This window comes from Nonomuraea sp. NPDC049684 (genome assembly GCF_044465345.1).
Lineage (GTDB): Bacteria > Actinomycetota > Actinomycetes > Streptosporangiales > Streptosporangiaceae > Nonomuraea.
Genome location: NZ_JBITLO010000014.1, coordinates 237534 through 259079, shown reverse-complemented (window position 1 = coordinate 259079; position 21546 = coordinate 237534). Strand labels below are relative to the sequence as shown.

The following is a 21546-nucleotide window of genomic DNA, read 5'->3' as shown; positions in this document are numbered from 1 at the left end:
CGTTCATGCTCTGAATGGCGTCGGTACCATCGTGCGCGTGGACGAAGTCAAGCCGGTGTCGGTGGCAGGCACGATGGCCTTCAGGATCGGGACGCTCGGGGCGATCGTGACCGAGCGGTTCACGGCCGCGCTCGTCCCGCTCGACCTCAAGCCCAAGCACGTCGGCCTGATGATCCTGCTGGAGGCGCGCGGCGCGGCCTCGCAGCTCGACGTGGCCAGGACCATGGGCGTCGCGCCGAGCCTGGTGGTGACGCTGGCCGACCACCTCGAACGGCTCGGCGCGATCTCCCGGGTGCGCGACCCCGGCGACCGGCGGCGTCAGCTCCTCGACCTCACCGGCGAGGGGCGCGCGCTGCTCGGCCGGTGCCTGGAGGTGACGCTGGAGCTCGACGCCGAGCTCACCGGCGGGCTCGGCCCGCGGGACCGGGCCGTGCTCGCCAGGGTCCTCGGCACGCTGGCCGCCCAGGCGGGGCTGCCGCTCTAGCCGGCGCGGGCGGCCGCCAGGGCGGCGTGTCCCTGGCGGATGTCGGCCCAGGCCCGCTCGACGTGACGGAGTTCGGTCGCCGGGCCGCCGACGGCCATGCGGAGCACGATCCGGCCGCCGATCCCGGTGTGCGTCAGGTAGAGGGAGCCGCCCGCGTTGAGGGTCTCCATCAGGCGCAGCGTGGCGGCGTCGGCGTCGGCGGACGGCAGGCCGGGCCAGCGGGGCCGGAAGCAGACCAGGCCGAGCGGGTGCGGCTCGTGCAGCTCGAAGGCGGGGTCGGCGGCGATCAGGGCGGCCAGGTGCTGGGCCAGGGAGACGCCCTTGCGGATGTGGGCGCGCAGGCCCTCGGCGCCGTACCAGCGGATCACCGACCACAGTTTCAGCGCTCTGAACCGGCGGCCCAGCGGGATCTGCCAGTCGCGGTAGTCGACCACCGAGCCGGCCGTGGTCGCGGCGTTGCGCAGGTACTCCGGCAGGATCGACAGCGCGCCGAGCAAGGGGGCGCGGTCGGCCGTCCACAGGACGGTGCAGTCGAAGTTGGTCAGCAGCCATTTGTGCGGGTTGGTGGAGTAGGTGTCGGCGTACTCCGCCACGCCGTCGTTGAGCCCGCGGAACTCGGGGCAGACGGCGGCGACCCCGGCGTAGGCGGCGTCCACGTGCAGCCACACGTCGTGCTCGCGGCACACCTCGCCGATCTCCGGCACCGGGTCGACGGCGGCCGAGGAGGTGGTGCCGACGGTGGCGCAGACCATCGCCGGAACCGCGCCGGCGGCCTTGTCGGCCGCGATCAGCTCGCGCAGCCGTCCCGGGTCCATGGCCAGCGTACGGGGGTCCACGTCCACCACCCGTACGCCGTCGGAGCCGAGGCCCGCGACGCGGGCGGCCTTCTCCAGCGAGGAGTGCGTCTGCGACGAGACGTAGATCGTGTACCGCTCGGCGACGCCCGTCCGCGTGGACCGGCCGCCGCTCGCCCGGTGCAGGGCGGCCAGCAGCGCGACCAGGCAGGCGCTCGACGCCGAGTCCTGGATCACGCCGCCGCCGCGCGCGTCGGTCCTGAAGTGCGCGGGCAGGCCGAGCAGGCTGGCCAGCCAGTCCACCACCACGGTCTCCAGCTCGGTGCACGCGGGGCTGGTGACCCACAACATGCCCTGCACGCCGAGGCCGCTGGAGAGCAGGTCGCCGAGGATGGCGGGGCCGCTGGCGTTGGAGGGGTAGTAGGCGAAGAAGGCGGGGTGCTGCCAGTGGGTGATGCCGGGCAGCAGGATGGTGTTCAGGTCGTCCAGGACGGCCTCGAACGGCTCGCCGTGCTCGGGCGGCTCGGCGGGCAACGCGCGGCGGACGTCCCCCGGCTCGGCCCGTGACCTCACCGGACGGGACTCGATGTCCGCCATGTAGTCCGCGATCCAGTCGACGACCTGCCTGCCGTGGCGGCGGAACTCCTCCGGGCTCATGTGGGCGTTCATGCCTACAGATCATCATCCGGGCGGCGTCCCGGGAAGACGGGAACGGGCCGGAGGCCGCGCGCCTCCGGCCCGTCGTTCCGTCGGGGGGTCAGCGACCGCTGAGTGTCTTGCGCCAGTGGAAGCCGCCGGGCAGATTGACCGACAGCGTACGGCGGCCGTCGGCGGTACGCGTCACCCTGAACAGCCGGTTGCCCCAGCTGTGTCCAACGCCGCCGCGGGACAGGTTCAGCCGGACCGGGCCCAGCTTGATCGTCTTGCGGTAGCTCCAGCTCATCGGACTCCTCCGTCGAGGTCGGTGAGAGCCCGTCAACTACCCGGGAACGCCGGAATTATCGGGGTTTTCGGCGTTGATCGCGCTTCTCTCGGCGGTTGCCCAGGTCAGGGCGTCGGCGAGGGCGTCGAGAGCGGCGGGGAAGGCGCGTTCGGAGGGGGCGGCGTACCCGATCAGCAGGCCGCCGGGGCCGGGGGTCTGGCGCAGCGGGCTCAGGCCGCGCAGGGCGATGCCGCGCCGTTCGCAGGCCGCGAGCACGGCGGACTCGGCCGGCCCGGACGGCGGGAGCAGCAGCAGGGCGCGCAGCCCGGCGGTCACGCCGGGCAGGCGCGCGCCGGGCAGCGGGGCGGCCGGTCCGGGGCCGAGCCGCGCCAGCAGCAGCTCGCGGCGGCGGCGGTAGCGCAGGCGCGCGGCGCGGACGTGCCGGTCGTAGTCGTGGACGTCGACCAGCCGGGCCAGGACGAGCTGGCCCAGCACCCCGGTGTGGGCGTCGGCGTGCAGCTTGGCCTCGGCGACCGGGCCCACCAGGGCGGGCGGCAGCGCCATCCAGCCCAGGCGCAGCGCAGGGGAGAGTGACTCGGACGTGGTGCCGCAGTAGACGACCTGGTCGGGGGCCATGCCCTGGAGGGCGCCCACGGGACGGCGGTCGTAGCGGAACTCGCCGTCGTAGTCGTCCTCGATGACCGGGCCGCCCCACGCGCGCAGCAGGCGGCGGCGCGCCGGGGCCAGGGGCACGCCGGTCGGGTACTGGTGCGCCGGGGTCAGCACGGCGGCGGCCACCCCGGACGTGAGGTCGCCGGTACGGGCGCCCTGCTCGTCCACCGCGAGGGGGACGATCGCGCGGCCGGCGCGGCGCAGGACCTCGCGGTAGAAGTCGTGCCCCGGGTCCTCCATGGCGAACGGGCCCTCGCCGAGCGCCTCCGCCAGCAGGTTGAGCGACTGGACGAAGCCCGTGGTGACGACGATCCGGTCGGGAGTGGTGCGCACGCCGCGGGTCCTGCCGAGGTAGCCGGCCAGCGCGGTGCGCAGTTCGATCCGGCCCCGGGGGTCGCAGGGGCCGAAGACGTCGGCGGGGGCCGCGGCGAGCACGTGGCGGGTGGCCCGCACCCAGGCCCGCGCGGGGAAGGCCGACACGTCCGGCTGGCCGGGCCGAAGATCGTGCACCGGCTGCGGTCCGGCGGCGGCAGGGGAGCCGATCGGCCGCGGCGGTCCGGCGGCGGCAGGGGAGCCGATCGGCGCGGGGGCGGGCGGAAGGGCGTCGGCGACCTCGGTGCCCGAACCCGGGCGGGTGGTGAGGTAGCCCTCCTCGGCGAGCTGGTCGTAGGCGGCGCTCACCGTGCCGCGCGCGAGGCCGAGCCCGGCCGCGAGCGCCCTGGTCGAGGGCAGGCGGGTGCCGGGCGGCAGCCGTCCGTCGCGGACGGCGGCGCGCAGAGCGTCCTCGACGGCCCGCCGCCGTCCGGGTGCGGGATCGAGCTCCAGATGCAGGTCCACTCCGGAACTGGCCCAATATTTCGCCACAAAACCGGATCTTACGGGTGGGCCGGTGGGCGGCTACCGTCGAGGGCGTACCTCGAAAGGAAGTTCTGCCCATGCTCGTGATCGCCCATCTCAGCGACATCCACGTCGGCGGCTCGGACCGGTCCGTCGAGCGCGCCGACGCCGTCATGCGCTATCTGGACGCTCTCCCGTACGACCTCGACGCGGTGCTCGTCACCGGAGACATCGCCGACCACGGTCTGCCCGAGGAGTACGAGCAGGCGCGCAAGCTGCTGACCTCCCGCCACCCGGTCCTCGTGTGCCCCGGCAACCACGACGTCCGGGAGGAGTTCCGGCGGGTGCTGCTGGGCGAGCCGGCCGCGTCCGGGCCGGTCAACCGGGTCCACCGCACCGGCGGGGCGGTCTACGTGCTGTGCGACTCCTCCATCCCGGGCCGGCCCGAGGGCCACCTGGACGACGAGACGCTGGCCTGGCTCGACGGCGTGCTCGGCGCGGAAGGCGGCCTGCCGGTGTTCGTGGCCTTCCACCACCCGCCCGCGACGCTGCACTCACCGGTCGACACGATCATGCTCCAGACCCCGGACCGCCTCGCCGGCCTGCTGGCCGGGCATCCGCACGTGACGGCTGTGCTGGTCGGCCACGCCCACACCGCGGCGGCCACCGCCTTCGCCGGACGCCCGCTGCTCACCGCCCCCGGCGTGGTCTCCACGCTGCGGCTGCCCTGGGAGGGCGCGACCACGCTGGCCGGCTGCGCCGACTACGAACTCCCGCCGGGGCTCGTCTTCCACGTGCTGGACGACGACGGCCGGATCACCACCCACCACCGCGTCGTGCCGGTCTGAGGGCGGACGGCGGCGGGCCGGGAGGCCGCGGGCTTCCCGGCGCCGGGACGGCTCGTTTCATGGGGGTGCTCCTCGGATCAGCGGACTGTTAGCGCTACCAGTCGAAGCGACCGCTAACAAAGGTGATCGGCGTCACGTTAGGGAGGTAATGCCCCTGGAGTCAAGGGGTGTCCGGCGTGACGTGACCGTGATGCGGAGGGCCCTTGACGGATGGGCTTGTTAACGTTCACAGTCGTGGCCAAGCCAGGAAAGGAGCGGTCGCGGGATCGGTCCGGGGCCGTCTCCCCTCGGTCGCGGCCGGGGAGGCGAGGTGGCGGCCCGCCTCCTGGCACCCCGCGGTCGCCGGTACGCGAGACGGCACGGCCCGACGGGACCGCGCAGGCCCCCGAGGCAGGAAGGCGCCGGCAGCCGACTTCGGTTGTTAGCGCTCACATGAGAAGGGAACCCCCCACGTGTTCAAGAGGATCTCGGCGTTGGTGCTCGCCGGGCTCACCGCGATGTCGGTGGCGAGCTGCGGCGGAGGCAGTGGCGGCAGCGGCGGCAGCGGCGGCAGCGGCGACGGCTCGATCACCATGGGCTTCGCCCAGGTCGGCGCGGAGAGCGGCTGGCGCACCGCGAACACCAAGTCCGTGCAGGACTCGGCCAAGAACGCGGGCGTGACGCTCAAGTTCTCCGACGCCCAGCAGAAGCAGGAGAACCAGATCAAGGCCATCCGCTCCTACATCCAGCAGAAGGTGGACGTCATCGCCTTCTCGCCGGTGGTGGAGTCCGGCTGGGACACGGTGCTCAAGGAGGCCAAGGACGCGAAGATCCCGGTCATCCTGACCGACCGCGCCGTCGACTCCAAGGACACCTCCCTGTACAAGACCTTCCTCGGCTCCGACTTCGTCGAGGAGGGCAAGAAGGCCGGTCAGTGGCTGGTGCAGGAGTACAAGGACGCCAAGGACCCGGTGAACATCGTCGAGCTCCAGGGCACCACCGGCTCGGCCCCCGCCAACGACCGCAAGGCCGGGTTCGCCCAGGTCATCGGCGCCGACCCGAAGTTCAAGGTCATCGCCTCGCAGACCGGCGACTTCACCAGGGCCAAGGGCAAGGAGGTCATGGAGGCCTTCCTGAAGTCCAACCCGGACATCGACGTGCTCTACGCCCACAACGACGACATGGGCCTGGGCGCGATCGAGGCCATCGAGGGCGCGGGCAAGGTGCCCGGCAAGGACATCAAGATCATCACGGTCGACGCGGTCAAGGACGGCATGCAGGCCCTGGCCGACGGGAAGATCAACTACATCGTCGAGTGCTCGCCGCTGCTCGGCCCGCAGCTCATGGACCTGGCCAAGAAGGTCGTCAAGGGCGAGCAGGTGCCGGCCCGCGTGGTGACCGAGGAGGCCACGTTCACGCAGGAGCAGGCCAAGCAGGTCCTGTCCAGCCGTCAGTACTGATCGGGCGGGCCGGGCCCGGTGGCCCGGCCCCTTCAGGCGGAAGGGGAGGCGCATGGCCGCACCCGTGCCGGTCCTGACGATGAACGGGATCGGCAAACAGTTTCCCGGGGTCAAGGCCCTGGACGGCGTGGACCTGCGGCTGCTGCCCGGCGAGGTGCACGCGCTCATGGGCGAGAACGGCGCCGGCAAGTCCACCCTGATCAAGGTGCTCACCGGCGTGCATCCCGCCGACTCGGGCACGATCGAGCTCGGCGGGCGGCCCGTCGCCTTCGCCGGCCCGGCCGAGGCGCAGCGGGGCGGCATCAGCACGGTCTACCAGGAGATCAACCTCTGCACGAACCTGTCGGTGGCCGAGAACATCTTCATCGGCCGCGAGCCGCGCAGGTTCGGGCGCATCGACTGGAAACGCGTGCGGGCCAGGGCCGGCGAGCTGCTGAGCGGGCTGGACCTGAGCATCGACGTCTCGGCGCCGCTGTCGGCGTACTCGCCGGCGGTGCAGCAGATGGTGGCCATCGCGCGGGCGGTCGACATCGAGGCCCGGGTGCTGATCCTGGACGAGCCCACCTCCAGCCTGGACGCCGACGAGGTGCGGCAGCTCTTCCGGGTGATGCGGCGGCTCAAGGAGGAGGGCATCGCCATCCTCTTCGTCTCCCACTTTCTCGACCAGATCTACGAAATTTCGGACCGTATGACGATCCTGCGCAACGGACGGCTCGTCGGCGAGTACCTGACCCGCGAGCTGCCCCAGCTCGACCTGGTCGCCAAGATGATCGGCCAGGAGCTGGCCGCGCTCGAACGCCTGCACGGCGAGGCCAGGGTCTTCGACCGCCCGCTGGTCGAGGCGCGCGGGCTGGGCCGGGCCGGGGCCGTCGAGCCGTTCTCGCTCACCATCCACGAGGGCGAGGTCGTGGGGCTGGCCGGGCTGCTCGGCTCGGGGCGTACCGAGGTCGCGCGGCTGCTGTTCGGCGCCGACCACGCGAGCGGCGGCGAGCTGTCCGTCGGCGGCGCGCCCGCCGCGCTGCGCACGCCCCGCGCGGCGATGAACCACAAGATCGCCTTCTGCTCGGAGAACCGCAAGGAGGACGGCCTGATCCCCGACCTCACCGTGCGCGAGAACATCATCCTGGCCCTCCAGGCCACCCGGGGCTGGACCAGGCCGGTGCCGCGCGAGCAGCAGGACGAGCTCGTCGCCCGGTACGTCAAGGCGCTGCGGATCAGCCCGCCCAACCCCGAGCACCTGGTGCGGAACCTGAGCGGCGGCAACCAGCAGAAGGTGCTGCTGGCGCGCTGGCTCATCCTGGAGCCCCGGCTGCTCATCCTCGACGAGCCCACCCGCGGCATCGACGTCGGGGCCAAGACCGAGATCCAGCGCCTGGTCGCCGAGCTGTCCGACGGCGGCATGGCGGTGCTGTTCATCTCCGCCGAGCTGGAGGAGGTGCTGCGGCTCAGCCACAAGGTCGAGGTGCTGCGCGACCGGCGGCTGGTGGCCGAGCTGCCCAACGACGAAGCCCTCACCACGGACGTGCTGATGGAGACGATCGCGAGCGGAGGGCGGCCCTGATGCGGCGGCTGTTGTGGCCCGTGGCGGTGCTCGCGCTGCTGCTGGCCCTGAACGTGTTCTTCACCCCCAGCTTCCTGTCCGTCCAGGTCAGGGACGGGCACCTGTACGGGAGCCTGATCGACATCCTGCGCTTCGGCGCGCCGCTGATCCTGGTCTCGCTGGGCATGACGCTGGTCATCGCGACCGGCGGCATCGACCTGTCGGTGGGCTCGGTGGTGGCCATCTCGGGCGCGCTGGCCTGCCTGCGGATCAGCGAGGACGCCGGCGTGCTCGCCGCCGTCGCGCTCGCGCTCGGGTTGTGCCTGCTGCTCGGCGCCTGGAACGGGTTCCTGGTCGCGCAGGCGGGCATCCAGCCGATCATCGCCACGCTGATCCTCATGGTGGCCGGGCGCGGCCTGGCCCAGCTCATCACCGACGGGCAGATCATCACGGTCAACAGCCCGTCGTACAAGCTGATCGGCGGCGGGTATCTGCTGGCGGTGCCGTTCGGGGTGCTGCTGGTGCCGGTCGTGCTGGCGGTCACCGCGTTCCTGACCCGGCGGCTGGCGCTGGGCCTGCTGATCGAGTCGGTCGGCGGGAACGCCGAGGCCAGCAGGCTCGCGGGCATCAGGTCGCGCGGGATCGTCGTCATGGTCTACGCCTTCGCCGCCCTGTGCGCGGGCATCGCCGGGATCCTGATCAGCTCGAACGTCTCCAGCGCCGACGGCAACAACGCCGGCCTGTGGATCGAGCTGGACGCGATCCTGGCCGTGGTGATCGGCGGCACCTCGCTGTCGGGCGGCCGGTTCTCGCTGGGCGGGACCGTGGCCGGCGCGCTCGTCATCCAGACGCTCACCACGACGATCTACTCCATCGGCGTGCCGCCCGAGACGACCCTGCTGTTCAAGGCGCTGGTCGTGACCGCGGTCTGCCTCGTGCAGTCGCCGTCGTTCCGCGCCAAGGCGCTGCGCCGGCGCGCCGGCAGCGCGCCGCCCAGCCCGGCCCCCGAGGAGAAAGTGCGGGTGACCCTGTGACGACCATGACCGTGGGCCGGGTCGCGTTGCCGGCCCGCCACCTGCCCGTGCTGGTGACGGCGTGCCTGTTCGTGGCGATGTTCGTCGTGGGCGGCGTGCGGTACGAGGGGTTCGCCAGCGGGCAGGTGGTGCTCAACGTCTTCATCGACAACGCGTTCCTGCTGGTGGTGGCGGTGGGGATGACGTTCGTGATCCTGGCCGGGGGCATCGACCTGTCGGTGGGGTCGGTGGTGGCGCTGTCCACGATGATCTCGGCGTCGCTGATGTCGGGGCCGGGGTGGCCGCCGTACGTGGTGGTGCCGCTGGTGCTGGCCGTCGGGTCCGGGCTCGGGCTGGTGATGGGGTACATCGTGCACGCCTTCGACATCCAGCCGTTCATCGTGACGCTGGCCGGGATGTTCCTGGCCCGGGGGCTGTGCTACACGATCGGCACGGACTCGATCCCGATCGAGGACCCGACGTTCACGGCGTTCGCGCAGACCAGGATCGACCTGTTCGCCGATCTGTGGATCTCGCCGAGCGTGCTCATCGCGGTGGCGGTCGTGCTGGTGGCGGCGTACGTGCTGCACTACACCCGGCTCGGCCGGGCGGTGTACGCGACGGGCGGCAGCGAGCAGTCGGCGCTGCTCATGGGCCTGCCGGTGGGCCGGACGAAGATCACGGTCTACACGGTGAGCGGCTTCTGCTCGGCGCTCGGCGGCGTGCTGCTGTCGTTCTACATGCTCTCGGGCTACGGCCTGCACGCCGTGGGCATGGAGCTGGACGCCATCGCCGCCGTGGTGATCGGCGGCACGCTGCTCACGGGCGGCAGCGGCTTCCTGCTGGGCACGGTGCTCGGCGTGCTGGTGCTCGGCCTGATCCAGACGATCATCAGCTTCGAGGGCACGCTCAGCTCCTGGTGGACCAAGATCTTCATCGGCCTGCTGCTCTTCGTCTTCATCGTGCTGCAACGGGTCTTCAGCGCACGCCCAAGGCGCTGACCTGCAAGGAGTCTGCCGTGAAAGTTACCTAAAGGTTTCCGTCAGGTTATCCTCAACCGTTGACATCGTCTTTGTTAGCGATAACAATCGGCGGGAACGAAGCGAGAACTTTGTTCTGATTCGGCACGTTCTGTGACTGAGTCCTCCGCATGATCGGCAGTTAACGCTCACATCCGCTGCCGCAACCCCCATTGCAAGGAGTGCCACATGAGGTTGGGACGTATCGGGGGCGTGGTGTCCGCCATCGCGCTCGCCGCGACCATGACGGCCTGCGGCTCCAGCCAGAAGACGGTCGACGCCGACGCCTCCACGTCGGCCGCCGCCGGCGGCGCGGGCGCCCTGATCGGCGTCACGATGCCCACCAAGTCGTCCGAGCGGTGGATCCACGACGGCGACAACGTCAAGCAGCAGCTCGAACAGCTGGGCTACAAGGTCGACCTCCAGTACGCGGAGAACGACATCCCGACGCAGGCCAACCAGATCGAGAACCAGATCACCAAGGGCGCCAAGCTCCTGATCATCGCCTCGATCGACGGCACCGCGATCACCTCGCAGCTCCAGCAGGCCGCCGACGCCAAGATCCCGGTCATCTCCTACGACCGCCTGATCCGCAACAGCCCCAACGTCGACTACTACGCCACCTTCGACAACTTCAAGGTCGGCGTGCAGCAGGCGACCTCGCTGCTCAAGGGCCTCGGCGTGGACGACGGCAAGAAGGGCCCGTTCAACGTCGAGCTGTTCGGCGGCTCGCCCGACGACAACAACGCCACGTTCTTCTGGAACGGCGCCATGTCGGTGCTCCAGCCGAAGATCGACGACGGCACCCTGCTGGTCAAGAGCGGCCAGAAGGACTTCAAGACCGCCGCCATCCTGCGCTGGGACCCGGCCACGGCCCAGAAGCGCATGGAGGACATCCTCACCAAGACCTACACCGGCGGCACCAAGGTGGACGGCGTGCTGTCCCCGTACGACGGCCTGTCCATCGGCATCCTGTCGGCGCTCAAGAGCTCCGGCTACGGCACCAGTGGCCAGCCCTACCCCGTCGTGACCGGCCAGGACGCCGAGCTCGCCTCGGTCAAGTCGATCATCGCCGGCGAGCAGTACTCCACCATCTTCAAGGACACCCGCAAGCTCGCCGAGCAGACGGTGAAGATGGCCGACGCGGTCCTCAAGGGCGGCAAGCCCGAGGTGAACAACACCAAGGACTACGACAACGGCAACAAGGTCGTCCCCTCCTACCTGCTCGACCCGGTGATCGTGGACAAGAGCAACTACAAGGAGATCATCGTCGGCGGCAACTACTACACCGAGGACCAGCTCAAGTAAGGGCCCGCCCCGGGGGACGGCGGTCCCCCGGGGGCACTTCCCACACCTGAGCGAGGGGCATATGACCGAGCACATCTTGCGGATGAGCGGGATCACCAAGACGTTCCCCGGTGTCAAGGCGCTGCAGGACGTCAACCTGGCCGTCCGGCGCGGCGAGATCCACGCCATCTGCGGCGAGAACGGCGCCGGCAAGTCGACGCTGATGAAGGTGCTGTCCGGGGTCTACCCGCACGGCGACTACGAGGGCGAGATCACCTTCGAGGGCGCGCGCTGCGAGTTCGCCGGCATCCGCGACAGCGAGCACGCCGGGATCGTCATCATCCACCAGGAGCTGGCGCTCAGCCCGCAGCTGTCGATCGCGGAGAACATCTTCCTCGGCAACGAGCGCGCCAGGCGCGGCTTCATCGACTGGAACCGCACCAACTACGAGGCCGCCGAGCTGATGCGCCGCGTCGGCCTCCAGGAGAACCCCACCACCACGGTCTCCGACCTCGGCGTCGGCAAGCAGCAGCTCGTCGAGATCGCCAAGGCGCTGTCGAAGGAGGTGAAGCTGCTCATCCTCGACGAGCCGACCGCCGCGCTCAACGACGACGACTCGGCCCACCTGCTCGACCTGCTGCGCGGCCTGCGGGACGAGGGCATCACCTGCGTGATCATCTCGCACAAGCTCAACGAGGTGACCGCGATCGCCGACTCCGTCACGATCATCCGCGACGGCCGCACGATCGAGACCCTGGACATGGCCACCGACCACGTCACCGAGGACCGGATCATCTCCGGCATGGTCGGCCGCGCGCTGGACAACCGCTTCCCGCCGCACGAGTCGACGATCGGCGAGGAGGTCCTGCGGATCGAGGACTGGACGGTCCACAGCCCGAGCCAGCCCGGCCGCAAGGTCGTGGACGGCGCCTCCCTCACCCTGCGCAGGGGCGAGATCGTCGGGCTGGCCGGCCTGATGGGCGCCGGGCGCACCGAGCTGGCGATGAGCCTGTTCGGCCGCACGTACGGCGTGCACATCTCCGGCAAGGTCTTCAAGGACGGCAAGCCGATCGAGATCCGCAACGTGCAGGACGCGATCCGCCACGGCCTGGCCTACGCCACCGAGGACCGCAAGCGGTACGGCCTCAACCTCATCGAGGACATCAAGCGCAACATCAGCGCGGCCGGCCTCAAGGGCCTGGCCAGGCGCGGCTGGGTGAACGAGAACGAGGAGTACAAGGTCGCCGAGGAGTTCCACCGGAGCATGAACATCAAGGCGCCCAGCGTCAACAGCGTCGTCGGCAAGCTGAGCGGCGGCAACCAGCAGAAGGTCGTGCTCTCCAAGTGGATCCTGACGCAGCCTGACGTGCTCATCCTCGACGAGCCCACCCGCGGCATCGACGTCGGCGCCAAGTACGAGATTTACACGATCATCAACCGCCTCGCCGACCAGGGCAAGGCCGTGCTGGTGATCTCCAGTGAGTTGCCTGAGCTGCTCGGCCTGTGCGACCGCATCTACACGCTCTCCGAAGGTCGCGTCACCGGCGAGGTCCCCCGCCGGGAGGCCACCCAGGAAAGCCTCATGCATCTCATGACCAAGGGACAGGAGTAGCTCCGATGAGCAGCATCACGCCCGCCGACGTGCAGGTCGGCGCGGGAGGCGACGGGGAGGCGCCGCGGCGGCCCGGCCGGGTGTCGCTCGGCGGCCTGTCGCTGAACCTGCGTTCGAGCGGCATCTACATCGCCTTCGCGCTGATCATCGTGCTGTTCTCGGTGCTCACCGACGGCGCGTTGCTCCAGCCGCAGAACATCTCCAACATCATCGTCCAGAACTCCTACGTCCTGATCCTGGCGATCGGGATGATCCTGGTCATCATCGCCGGGCACATCGACCTGTCGGTCGGCTCGGTGGTGGCGGTCACCGGGGCGCTGGCCGCCGTGCTCATGGTGAACATGGGCCTGCCCTGGCCGCTGGCCCTGCTGATCACGGTCGCCGCCGGCGCGCTGATCGGGGCCTGGCAGGGGTACTGGATCGCCTACTTCGGCATCCCGGCCTTCATCGTCACGCTGGCCGGCATGCTGCTGTTCCGCGCGCTCACCATGACCGTGCTCGGCAACCAGGGCATCGGCCCGTTCCCCGACCAGGTCCGTACGCTGGCCAACGGCTTCACCGACGGCTACCTCGGCAACGTGGGCCTCGGCCCGCTGGGCGGCGCCGACCTGTTCAGCCTGCTCATCGGCCTGGTCGCGATCGGCGGCATGGTCGCCGCGCAGTGGCGCACCCGCAACGCCCGCCGGGGCTACGGCCAGTCGGTCGAGCCGATGGCCGTGTTCGCGCTGAAGATGGCGGCCGGCGCCGCGCTGATCCTGTTCCTGGTCGTGCAGCTCGCCCGCTTCAAGAACCTGCCGTGGGTGCTGGTGCTGCTGGCCGCGCTGGTGCTGGCGTACTCGCTGATGGCCAACCGGACGGTCTTCGGCCGGCAGATCTACGCCATCGGCGGCAACCTCCAGGCGGCGGTCATGTCCGGCGTCAAGGTCAAGTCGGTGGTCTTCTGGATCTTCGTCAACATGGGCGTGCTGGCCTCCATCGCCGGCATCATCTTCGCCGGCCGGCTCAACCAGGCGGGCCCGACCGCGGGCAACAGCTTCGAGCTGGACGCCATCGCGGCCGCCTTCATCGGCGGCGCGGCCGTCCAGGGCGGCGTGGGCAAGGTCGTCGGCGCGATCACCGGCGGTCTGATCATGGCTGTGATCAACAACGGCATGTCGCTCATCGGCTCGCCCAGCGAGCGCGTGATGCTCGTCAAGGGCGCCGTGCTGCTGGCCGCCGTCGCGTTCGACGTGTGGACCAAGCGGCGCGCCGGCGCCTCCCGCTGACCGCCGCAGGCCCGGCAAGACCCGCGAAAGGAGAACCCGTGGTACCGAGCCCCAGGCCGCGTCCGCCGGTCATGGCCGACGTGGCCAAGGAGGCCGGCGTGTCGCACCAGACCGTCTCACGGGTGCTCAACGACCACCCGAACGTCCGGGCCGACACCCGCGCCCGGGTGGAGGAGGCGATCGTCCGGCTGGGCTACCGGCGCAACCTGGTCGCCCGCGCGCTGGTCACCAAGCGGTCGCGCACCCTCGGGGTGGTGAGCTTCGACACCACCCTGTACGGCCCGGCCAGCATGGTCTACGGCATCGAGCAGGCGGCCAGGACCGCGGGGTACTTCGTCAGCATCGTGAGCCTGAAGTCGATCGACGCGGCCAGCGTCCGCGACGCCCTCGACTACCTGGCCGAGCAGAGCGTGGACGGGGTGGTGGTGGTCGCGCCGCAGCGCTCGGCCGCCTCCGCCCTGGAGAGCCTGCCGGCCGGGGTGCCCGCGGTCGTGGTCGAGGGCGCGCACGGCGCCGACGTCTCCGCGGTCTGCATCGACCAGGTCGAGGGCGCCAGGCTCGCCACCCGGCACCTGCTCGACCTGGGCCACGAGACGGTCTGGCACGTGGCGGGGCCCTCCGACTGGCTGGAGACCGAGGGGCGCGTCGAGGGCTGGCGCTCGACGCTGGAGGCGGCCGGCCGCCCGGTGCCCGAGCCGCTGCCCGGCGACTGGAGCCCGCGCGCCGGGTACGCGGCCGGCCGGCGCCTGGCCGGGATGGACGGGGTCACCGCGGTGTTCGCCGCCAACGACCAGATGGCGCTGGGCGTGCTGCGCGCGCTCAGCGAGGCCGGGGTGCCCGTCCCCGGGCGGATCAGCGTCGTGGGCTTCGACGACATCCCCGAGTCCGAGTTCTTCTCCCCGCCGCTCACCACGGTCCGGCAGGACTTCGACGTGGTGGGCCGCCACTGCATCGAGGTGCTGCTGCGGCAGATCGACGCCGGGCCGGCGGCGTACGAGCGCATGGTGGTGCGTCCCAGCTTCGTCGTCAGGTCCAGCACCGCGCCGGCCCGGTAGCCGGCAGGCGAACAGACAACTCTCTGGAGTGCAATGTGAACGCTAACAAGTTCGTGGTCGGAGTGGACTTCGGCACGCTGTCGGGGCGCGCGGTCGTCGTCCGCGTGTCCGACGGCGCGGAGCTGGGCAGCGCCGTCCACGAGTACGCCGAGCGCGTCATCGAGCACGCGCTCCCCGGCACCGGCGTGCGGCTCGGCCCCGACTGGGCGCTGCAGTCGCCGCAGGACTGGCTGGACGTGCTGCGCGTGGCCGTGCCCGCGGCCCTGGCCGCCGCCGGGGTCGCCCCCGAGGACGTGATCGGCATCGGCACCGACTTCACCGCCTGCACCGTGCTGCCGGCCACGGCCGACGGCACGCCCCTCTGCTTCCAGACGCCCGAGCAGCCGCACGCCTGGCCGAAGCTGTGGAAGCACCACGCCGCCCAGCCGCACGCCGACCGCATCAACGAGCTGGCCGCGCGCCGGGGCGAGAGCTGGCTGCCGCGCTACGGCGGCAAGATCTCCTCCGAGTGGGAGTTCGCCAAGGCCCTCCAGGTCCTGGAGGAGGCCCCCGAGGTGTACGCCAGGGCCGAGCGCTGGATCGAGGCGGCCGACTGGATCGTCTGGCAGCTGTCCGGCGTCGAGAGCCGCAACATCTGCACCGCCGGCTACAAGGGCGTCTTCCAGGACGGCGGCTACCCCTCCGAGGACTTCCTCGCCGCCCTGAACCCCGGCTTCGCCGGCTTCACCGGCAAACTGGCCACCGGCGTGGTCGGCGACGACGTCAACGGCACCACCCTGGCCCCGCTCGGCGGCCTGGCCGGCGTCCTGACCGCGCGGGCGGCCGGATGGACGGGCCTGCCCGAGGGCATCGCCGTGGCCGTCGGCAACGTGGACGCCCACGTCACCGCCGCCGCCGCCGACGCCGTGCGCCCCGGCCAGATGGTGGCCATCATGGGCACCTCCACCTGCCACATCATGCCCAGCGACCGGCTGGCCGAGGTGCCGGGGATGTGCGGCGTCGTCCGGGACGGCATCGTGCCCGGCCTGTGGGGCTACGAGGCCGGCCAGTCCGCCGTCGGCGACATCTTCGCCTGGTACGTCGACTCCTTCGGCACCGACGGCCACGAGCGCCTGACCGAGCTGGCCGAGCGCCAGGCCGTCGGCGCGCACGGGCTGGTCGCCCTCGACTGGTTCGGCGGCAACCGCTCGGTGCTCGTGGACCACGACCTGTCCGGCGTGATCGTCGGCCAGACCCTCGCCACCAGGCCCGAGGACGTCTACCGCGCGCTCATCGAGTCCACCGCGTACGGCGCCCGCATGATCGTCGAGACGTTCGAGAAGTCCGGCGTGCCGGTCGAGGAGTTCGTGGTCGCCGGCGGGCTGCTGAAGAACCGCTTCCTCATGCAGGTCTACGCCGACGTGCTGCGCCGCCCGCTGTCGGTCATCGGCTCCGACCAGGGCCCCGCGCTCGGCTCGGCCGTGCACGCGGCGGTCGCCGCCGGGGCCTACCCGGGCATCGAGGAGGCCGCCGCGGCGATGGGCAAGCGCACGCGGGCGGCGTACGTGCCGGACGAGGCCCGCGCCGACGCCTACGACCGCCTGTACGCCCAGTACCGCGACCTGCACGACCACTTCGGGGACGGGCGCATGCTGCACACCCTCCGCGCGATCAGGAACGAGGCCGCCAAGTGAACCACGAGGCAATGAGGACGACCGTCGCCGGGCTGCACGCCGAGCTGGTCAACTACGGTCTGGTCGTCTGGACCGCGGGCAACGTCTCGGGCCGCGTCCCGGGCGAGGACCTGTTCGTCATCAAGCCGTCCGGGGTGTCCTACGACGAGCTGACCCCGGAGAACATGGTGGTCTGCGACCTCGACGGCAACCTCGTCGAGGGGGCCCACGCGCCCTCCAGCGACACCGCCGCGCACGCCTACGTCTACCGCGAGATGCCCGAGGTCGGCGGCGTCGTGCACACCCACTCGACCTACGCCTCGGCGTGGGCGGCCCGCGGCGAGCCCATCCCGTGCGTGCTGACGGCCATGGCCGACGAGTTCGGCGGCGAGATCCCGGTCGGCCCGTTCGCGCTGATCGGGGACGACTCCATCGGCCAGGGCGTCGTGCAGACGCTCAAGGGTCACCGCTCGCCGGCCGTCCTCATGCAGAACCACGGCGTCTTCACCATCGGCAAGGACCCCAAGGCCGCCGTCAAGGCCGCCGTGATGTGCGAGGACGTGGCCCGCACCGTCCACGTCTCCAGGCAGCTCGGCACGCCGCTGCCCATCGGCCCGGCCCACATCGACCGCCTGTACGACCGCTATCAGAACGTCTACGGACAGAGGAGCCCGCGTTGAACATCTGGTTTCTGACCGGCAGCCAGGGACTGTACGGCGAGGACACGCTGAGCCAGGTGGCCGAGCAGTCGCGGCGCATCGCCGAGCGGCTTCCGGTGCCCGTGCAGTGGCGGCCCGTGCTGACCGACGCCGCCGCGATCCGGCGCGTCATGCTGGAGGCCAACGCGGACGACGAGTGCGCCGGCGTCATCGCCTGGATGCACACCTTCTCCCCGGCCAAGATGTGGATCGCCGGCCTCGACGCGCTGCGCAAGCCGCTGCTGCACCTGCACACGCAGGCCGACGTCGAGCTGCCGTGGAGCTCCATCGACATGGACTTCATGAACCTCAACCAGGCCGCGCACGGCGACCGCGAGTTCGGGTTCGTGCAGACCCGGCTCGGCGTGCCGCGCAAGACCGTCGCCGGGCACGTCAGCGACCCGGCCGTCGGCGCGCGCATCGAGGCGTGGGCGCGCGCGGCCAGGGGCGTGGCCGAGGTGCGGGCGCTGCGGCTGGCCCGCTTCGGCGACAACATGCGCGACGTGGCCGTGACCGAGGGTGACAAGGTCGAGGCGCAGCTCCGGTTCGGCGTCTCGGTCAACACCTACGGCGTCAACGACCTGGTCGAGGCCGTCGACGCGGCCTCCGACGCCGACGTGTCGGCCCTGGTCAAGGAGTACGCCGAGCTGTACCGCGTGGCCCCGGAGCTGCTCGGCGAGCGCCACGAGTCGCTGCGGTACGCCGCCAGGATCGAGCTCGGCCTGCGCGGCTTCCTGGAGCGCGGCGGCTTCCGCGCCTTCACCACGAACTTCGAGGACCTCGGCGGCCTGCGCCAGCTCCCCGGCCTGGCCGTGCAGCGCCTGATGGCCGACGGCTACGGCTTCGGCGGCGAGGGCGACTGGAAGACCTCGGTCCTGCTGCGCACCCTCAAGGCCATGCGGCCGGGCGGCACGTCGTTCATGGAGGACTACACCTACGACCTGACGCCCGGCAACGAGCTGATCCTCGGCGCGCACATGCTGGAGGTCTGCCCGTCCATCGCCGCCGGGACGCCGTCGTGCGAGATCCACCCGCTGAGCATCGGCGGGCGGGAGGACCCGGTGCGGCTGGTGTTCGACGCCGCCCCCGGCCCCGGCATCGTCGTCGGCCTGGCCGACATGGGCGACCGGTTCCGCCTGGTGGCCAACGAGATCGACATCGTCGCGCCGCCGCAGCCGCTGCCGAAGCTGCCGGTGGCCCGCGCCGTCTGGTCGCCGCGGCCGAACCTGCGCACCTCGACCGAGTCGTGGCTGACCGCCGGGGCGCCGCACCACACCGTGCTGTCCACGGCCGTCGGGCGCGAGGAGCTGACCGACCTGGCCGACATGCTCGGCGTGGAGCTGCTGGTGATCGACAAGGACACCACGACGGCGCAGTTCACCAAGGAGCTCCGCTGGAACCAGGCGTACTACCGGCTGGCCCAGGGCTTCTGAGCGGCCTCTAGTCCTCCGGCGGCTTCTTCGGGGCGTTCCTGCGCTGCTCCTCGGCGCGTTCGCGGCAGCGGCGCAGGAACTCGGCGTCGTCGTCGGGGTTGGTGGCGGCGAAGCGTCCCGGGCGGTCGTACTCGGGGAACGCGCTCGGGCGCGCCGCCTGCGGGGCGCGTTCGGGACGGCCGGCCACGAGCCAGACGACCGAGCCGACCAGCGGGAACAGCAGGACCACCAGCACCCATACGATCTTGGGCAGGTTCCTGCAGACCGCGTCCGGCGTGGTGATCACGTCGAAGAGGCAGTAGAGCCACAGCACGAGGGTGGCCAGGCCCATGGCCTCGGACAGATACAGCACGGGGCCGAACGTAGTGACGGGCGGGGGAGACGGCAAGGGAAACCGGATGAATAGGGTGAAGCCGTGATGTTGACCAACTGGGCGGGCAACACCGCCTTCCGGGCGCGGGCCGTCCACCATCCCGCCTCGCTCGACGAGCTGCGCGGCCTGGTGGCCGAAAGCGACCGGGTGCGGGCCCTGGGCAGCGGTCATTCCTTCAACGACGTCGCCGACACCACCGGCGACCTCGTCGTGCTCGACCGCATGCCCGCCACGATCGAGATCGACAGCGCGGCGCGCACGGTCCGGGTCGCCGCCGGCACCACCTACGCGCGGCTGGCCGAGGCGGTGCACGCGGCCGGGTTCGCGCTGGAGAACATGGCCTCGCTGCCGCACATCTCGGTCGCCGGCTCGGTCGCGACCGGCACGCACGGCTCCGGCGACGCCAACCGCTGCCTGGCCGCCGCCGTGTCCGGGCTGGAGCTGGTCACCGCCGACGGCTCGCTGCTGTCGTTGTCCCGCGGGGACGACGGCTTCGCCGGCGCGGTCGTCTCGCTGGGCGCGCTCGGCGTCGTCCACACGCTGACGCTCGATCTCGTCCCGGCCTTCGAGCTGCGCCAGTACGTGCGCGAGGGCCTGACGCTCGACGCGCTCGACGGATTCGACGACATCATGGCGAGCGGCTACAGCGTCAGCCTGTTCACCGACTGGCGCGACACCCGGATCTGGCTCAAGCGCCGCGAGGAGTTCACCGCCGGCTCCTGGCACGGCACCCGTCCCGCCCCCGCGCCCCGCCACCCGCTGCCCGGCATGCCCGCCGACGCCTGCACCACGCAGCTCGGCGTGCCGGGCCCCTGGCACGAGCGGCTGCCGCACTTCCGGCCCGACGCGCCGCCGAGCGGCGCCGGCGACGAGCTCCAGTCGGAGTTCCTGCTGCCCCGCGGGCACGCGGTCGCGGCGCTGCGCGAGCTGTACGCCGTCGGCGACCGGCTCCGCCCGGCCCTGCAGATCTCGGAGGTGCGCACGATCGCCGCCGACGACCTGTGGCTCAGCCCCTTCCGCGACCGCGACAGCGTCGGCGTGCACTTCACCTGGATCAGGGACGTCGCCACCGTGCTCCCGGCGATCGACCTCGTCGAGCGGACGCTCGCCCCCTACGACCCGCGGCCCCACTGGGGCAAGCTGTTCACCCGCCGCCCAGGCTGCCCCGACGACTTCCGCGAGCTGGTCCGGCGGCTGGACCCGGCGGGCAAGTTCGCGGGCGACTTCGTCCGGCTACTGCTGGGGGAGTAGCGGCCCGCGCCGGGCGTGCGCCCGCCGTCGTAGCGGGCCACCGGTCCGGCGGACGATGTGCCGGCCGGGCCGTCGCGGCATCGTGGAGCGCATGACCGATCACCCGTTCAGATTCGGGGCCGTCGCCGGTTACGCCCCCACCGCGCAGGCCTGGACCGGGCTGGCCCGCAGGGTCGAGAGCCTGGGCTTCGCCACCCTGCTCGTCCCCGACACGCTCGGGACGCTGTCGCCGTTCGCCGCCGCGGCCGCGGCCGCCGCCGTCACCACGACGTTGCGCGTCGGCACGTACGTGGTCAGCGCCCCGTACCGCACGCCCGAGACCGTCGCCTGGGAGTCCGCCACCCTGCACACCCTCACCGGGGGACGCTTCGAGCTGGGGCTGGGCGCCGGCCGTCCGGGCGCCGAGCAGGACGCGGCGGCGCTCGGCGTCCCCTTCGGCACCCCGGCCGAGCGCGTGGCGCGCCTGGCCGCCACCATCGACGCGGTCAAGGACGTGCCGATCCTGGTCGCCGCGACGGGCGCCCGCGTGCTGGGGCTGGCCGCGCGCAAGGCCGACACGGTGGCGCTCGGCGTGCCGCCGCAGCACACCGAGGACCAGGTCGCCGCCAAGCTGGACGAGCTGTACGAGCTGGCCGGCGACCGCTTCCACGACCTGGAGCTCGGCATGAACCTGGTGGCCGCCGGCGCCGAGCCGCCCGCCTGGCTGGCCGGCCGCTTCGGCCCGCTCGGCCCCGAGGCCACCGGCCTGCTCACCGGCACCCCCGACGAGATGGCCGACGTCCTGCGGCGGCGCAGGGACCGGCTCGGGATCTCGTACGTGACGGTGAACGCCCAGTTCGTCGACGCCTTCGCGCCCGTCGTGGAACGCCTGGCCGGTACCTGACGGTAGCTGACAGGTAAGACCGGCACGATGCTTCCCATGACCGCAAAGGGAACTTTCGACACCGCCGGCTGGGACGCCAAGCCGCCCTTCGACGACCGCGACGGCGTCGCGCTCGGCCTCGTCAGCATGACCAAGACCTTCCACGGCGACCTGACCGGGACGAGCGTCGTCCATCTGATGGTGGCCTCGACCCCGGTGGAGGACTCGCGCGCGTACGTGGCGATGGAACGCATCGAGGGCGCCCTGGACGGCCGGAAGGGCGGCTTCGTCGTGGCGCACCAGGCCCTGAGCGACCGCGGAGGGCAGTCGCTCACCATCACGATCGTGCCCGACTCGGGCCACGGCGAGCTGACCGGCATCACGGGACGGATGAACATCACCATCGCCCCGGACGGCTCGCACTCCTACACCCTGGACTACGAGCTGCGGGAGAAAAAAATGACCCGGGCGGAACGCCCGGGTGGATGAG

At 71.6% G+C, this 21546-nt stretch carries 20 protein-coding genes; 16 read left to right on the top strand and 4 right to left on the bottom strand.

Going from position 1 to position 21546, the window contains the following annotated elements:
• Positions 1–37: 37 nt before the first annotated feature.
• Positions 38–484: a MarR family winged helix-turn-helix transcriptional regulator gene (locus ACIBST_RS36580; RefSeq protein WP_397178142.1), complete on the top strand. Its 447-nt coding sequence runs from the start codon at positions 38–40 to the stop codon at positions 482–484.
• Here the strand turns inward: ACIBST_RS36580 and ACIBST_RS36575 are convergent.
• The 3 genes from ACIBST_RS36575 to ACIBST_RS36565 form a co-directional block, all read right to left on the bottom strand.
• Entirely contained in the window at positions 481–1947 is a 1467-nt protein-coding gene (locus tag ACIBST_RS36575; protein WP_397178141.1) for a pyridoxal-dependent decarboxylase, read from the bottom strand. The genes ACIBST_RS36580 and ACIBST_RS36575 overlap by 4 nt on opposite strands.
• Positions 1948–2035: 88 nt before the next feature.
• Positions 2036–2221: a DUF4236 domain-containing protein gene (locus tag ACIBST_RS36570; RefSeq protein ID WP_352326433.1), complete on the bottom strand. Its 186-nt coding sequence runs from the start codon at positions 2219–2221 to the stop codon at positions 2036–2038.
• Between the two features lie 36 nt (positions 2222–2257).
• The gene (locus ACIBST_RS36565; RefSeq protein WP_397178140.1) at positions 2258–3736 is read right to left on the bottom strand and encodes a PLP-dependent aminotransferase family protein; all 1479 of its coding nucleotides are present in this window, start codon (positions 3734–3736) and stop codon (positions 2258–2260) included.
• Between the two features lie 71 nt (positions 3737–3807).
• Between ACIBST_RS36565 and ACIBST_RS36560 the strand changes: the two genes are divergently transcribed.
• The 12 genes from ACIBST_RS36560 (at position 3808) to araA (ending at position 18570) form a co-directional block, all read left to right on the top strand.
• Entirely contained in the window at positions 3808–4557 is a 750-nt protein-coding gene (locus ACIBST_RS36560; protein WP_397178139.1) for a metallophosphoesterase, read from the top strand.
• A gap of 452 nt (positions 4558–5009) precedes the next feature.
• Complete coding sequence (locus ACIBST_RS36555; RefSeq protein WP_397178138.1) at positions 5010–5996, top strand: ABC transporter substrate-binding protein; 987 nt, start codon at positions 5010–5012, stop codon at positions 5994–5996.
• A gap of 52 nt (positions 5997–6048) precedes the next feature.
• On the top strand, positions 6049–7557 hold the full coding sequence (locus tag ACIBST_RS36550; RefSeq protein WP_397178137.1) for a sugar ABC transporter ATP-binding protein: 1509 nt from the start codon (positions 6049–6051) through the stop codon (positions 7555–7557).
• Positions 7557–8570: an ABC transporter permease gene (locus tag ACIBST_RS36545; RefSeq protein ID WP_397178136.1), complete on the top strand. Its 1014-nt coding sequence runs from the start codon at positions 7557–7559 to the stop codon at positions 8568–8570. Before ACIBST_RS36550 ends, ACIBST_RS36545 begins: the two co-directional genes overlap by 1 nt.
• A gap of 5 nt (positions 8571–8575) precedes the next feature.
• Complete coding sequence (gene yjfF, locus ACIBST_RS36540) at positions 8576–9550, top strand: galactofuranose ABC transporter, permease protein YjfF (protein WP_397178188.1); 975 nt, start codon at positions 8576–8578, stop codon at positions 9548–9550.
• A gap of 207 nt (positions 9551–9757) precedes the next feature.
• Positions 9758–10876 carry a multiple monosaccharide ABC transporter substrate-binding protein gene (chvE, locus tag ACIBST_RS36535; RefSeq protein ID WP_352326442.1) on the top strand — a complete coding sequence of 373 codons (1119 nt, stop codon included), beginning with the start codon at positions 9758–9760 and terminating at the stop codon, positions 10874–10876.
• Between the two features lie 61 nt (positions 10877–10937).
• Positions 10938–12467, top strand: a complete 1530-nt coding sequence (gene mmsA / locus ACIBST_RS36530; RefSeq protein WP_352326443.1) for a multiple monosaccharide ABC transporter ATP-binding protein — start codon at positions 10938–10940, stop codon at positions 12465–12467.
• 5 nt (positions 12468–12472) lie between these two features.
• Positions 12473–13732 carry a multiple monosaccharide ABC transporter permease gene (mmsB, locus tag ACIBST_RS36525; RefSeq protein WP_397178135.1) on the top strand — a complete coding sequence of 420 codons (1260 nt, stop codon included), beginning with the start codon at positions 12473–12475 and terminating at the stop codon, positions 13730–13732.
• Positions 13733–13803: 71 nt separating this feature from the next.
• Positions 13804–14787 carry a LacI family DNA-binding transcriptional regulator gene (locus ACIBST_RS36520; protein ID WP_397178187.1) on the top strand — a complete coding sequence of 328 codons (984 nt, stop codon included), beginning with the start codon at positions 13804–13806 and terminating at the stop codon, positions 14785–14787.
• A 53-nt stretch (positions 14788–14840) separates the two neighbouring features.
• Entirely contained in the window at positions 14841–16460 is a 1620-nt protein-coding gene (gene araB, locus ACIBST_RS36515) for a ribulokinase (protein ID WP_397178186.1), read from the top strand.
• Positions 16461–16471: 11 nt separating this feature from the next.
• The gene (locus ACIBST_RS36510) at positions 16472–17119 is read left to right on the top strand and encodes an L-ribulose-5-phosphate 4-epimerase (protein ID WP_397178134.1); all 648 of its coding nucleotides are present in this window, start codon (positions 16472–16474) and stop codon (positions 17117–17119) included.
• A complete protein-coding gene (gene araA, locus ACIBST_RS36505) occupies positions 17116–18570 on the top strand; it encodes an L-arabinose isomerase (protein WP_397178133.1) in 1455 nt (484 codons plus the stop codon). Before ACIBST_RS36510 ends, araA begins: the two co-directional genes overlap by 4 nt.
• A 7-nt stretch (positions 18571–18577) precedes the next feature.
• On the opposite strand, the gene ACIBST_RS36500 is transcribed toward araA, so the two are convergent.
• Complete coding sequence (locus tag ACIBST_RS36500) at positions 18578–18922, bottom strand: PLDc N-terminal domain-containing protein (protein WP_397178132.1); 345 nt, start codon at positions 18920–18922, stop codon at positions 18578–18580.
• 66 nt (positions 18923–18988) lie between these two features.
• On the opposite strand from ACIBST_RS36500, the gene ACIBST_RS36495 reads away from it, so the two are divergent.
• The 3 genes from ACIBST_RS36495 (at position 18989) to ACIBST_RS36485 (ending at position 21545) form a co-directional block, all read left to right on the top strand.
• Entirely contained in the window at positions 18989–20194 is a 1206-nt protein-coding gene (locus ACIBST_RS36495; RefSeq protein WP_397178131.1) for an FAD-binding protein, read from the top strand.
• Between the two features lie 91 nt (positions 20195–20285).
• Positions 20286–21077 (top strand): LLM class flavin-dependent oxidoreductase, encoded by a 792-nt coding sequence (locus ACIBST_RS36490; protein ID WP_397178130.1) that lies wholly within the window; start codon positions 20286–20288, stop codon positions 21075–21077.
• Between the two features lie 36 nt (positions 21078–21113).
• Complete coding sequence (locus ACIBST_RS36485; protein ID WP_397178129.1) at positions 21114–21545, top strand: DUF3224 domain-containing protein; 432 nt, start codon at positions 21114–21116, stop codon at positions 21543–21545.
• Position 21546: the final 1 nt, after the last annotated feature.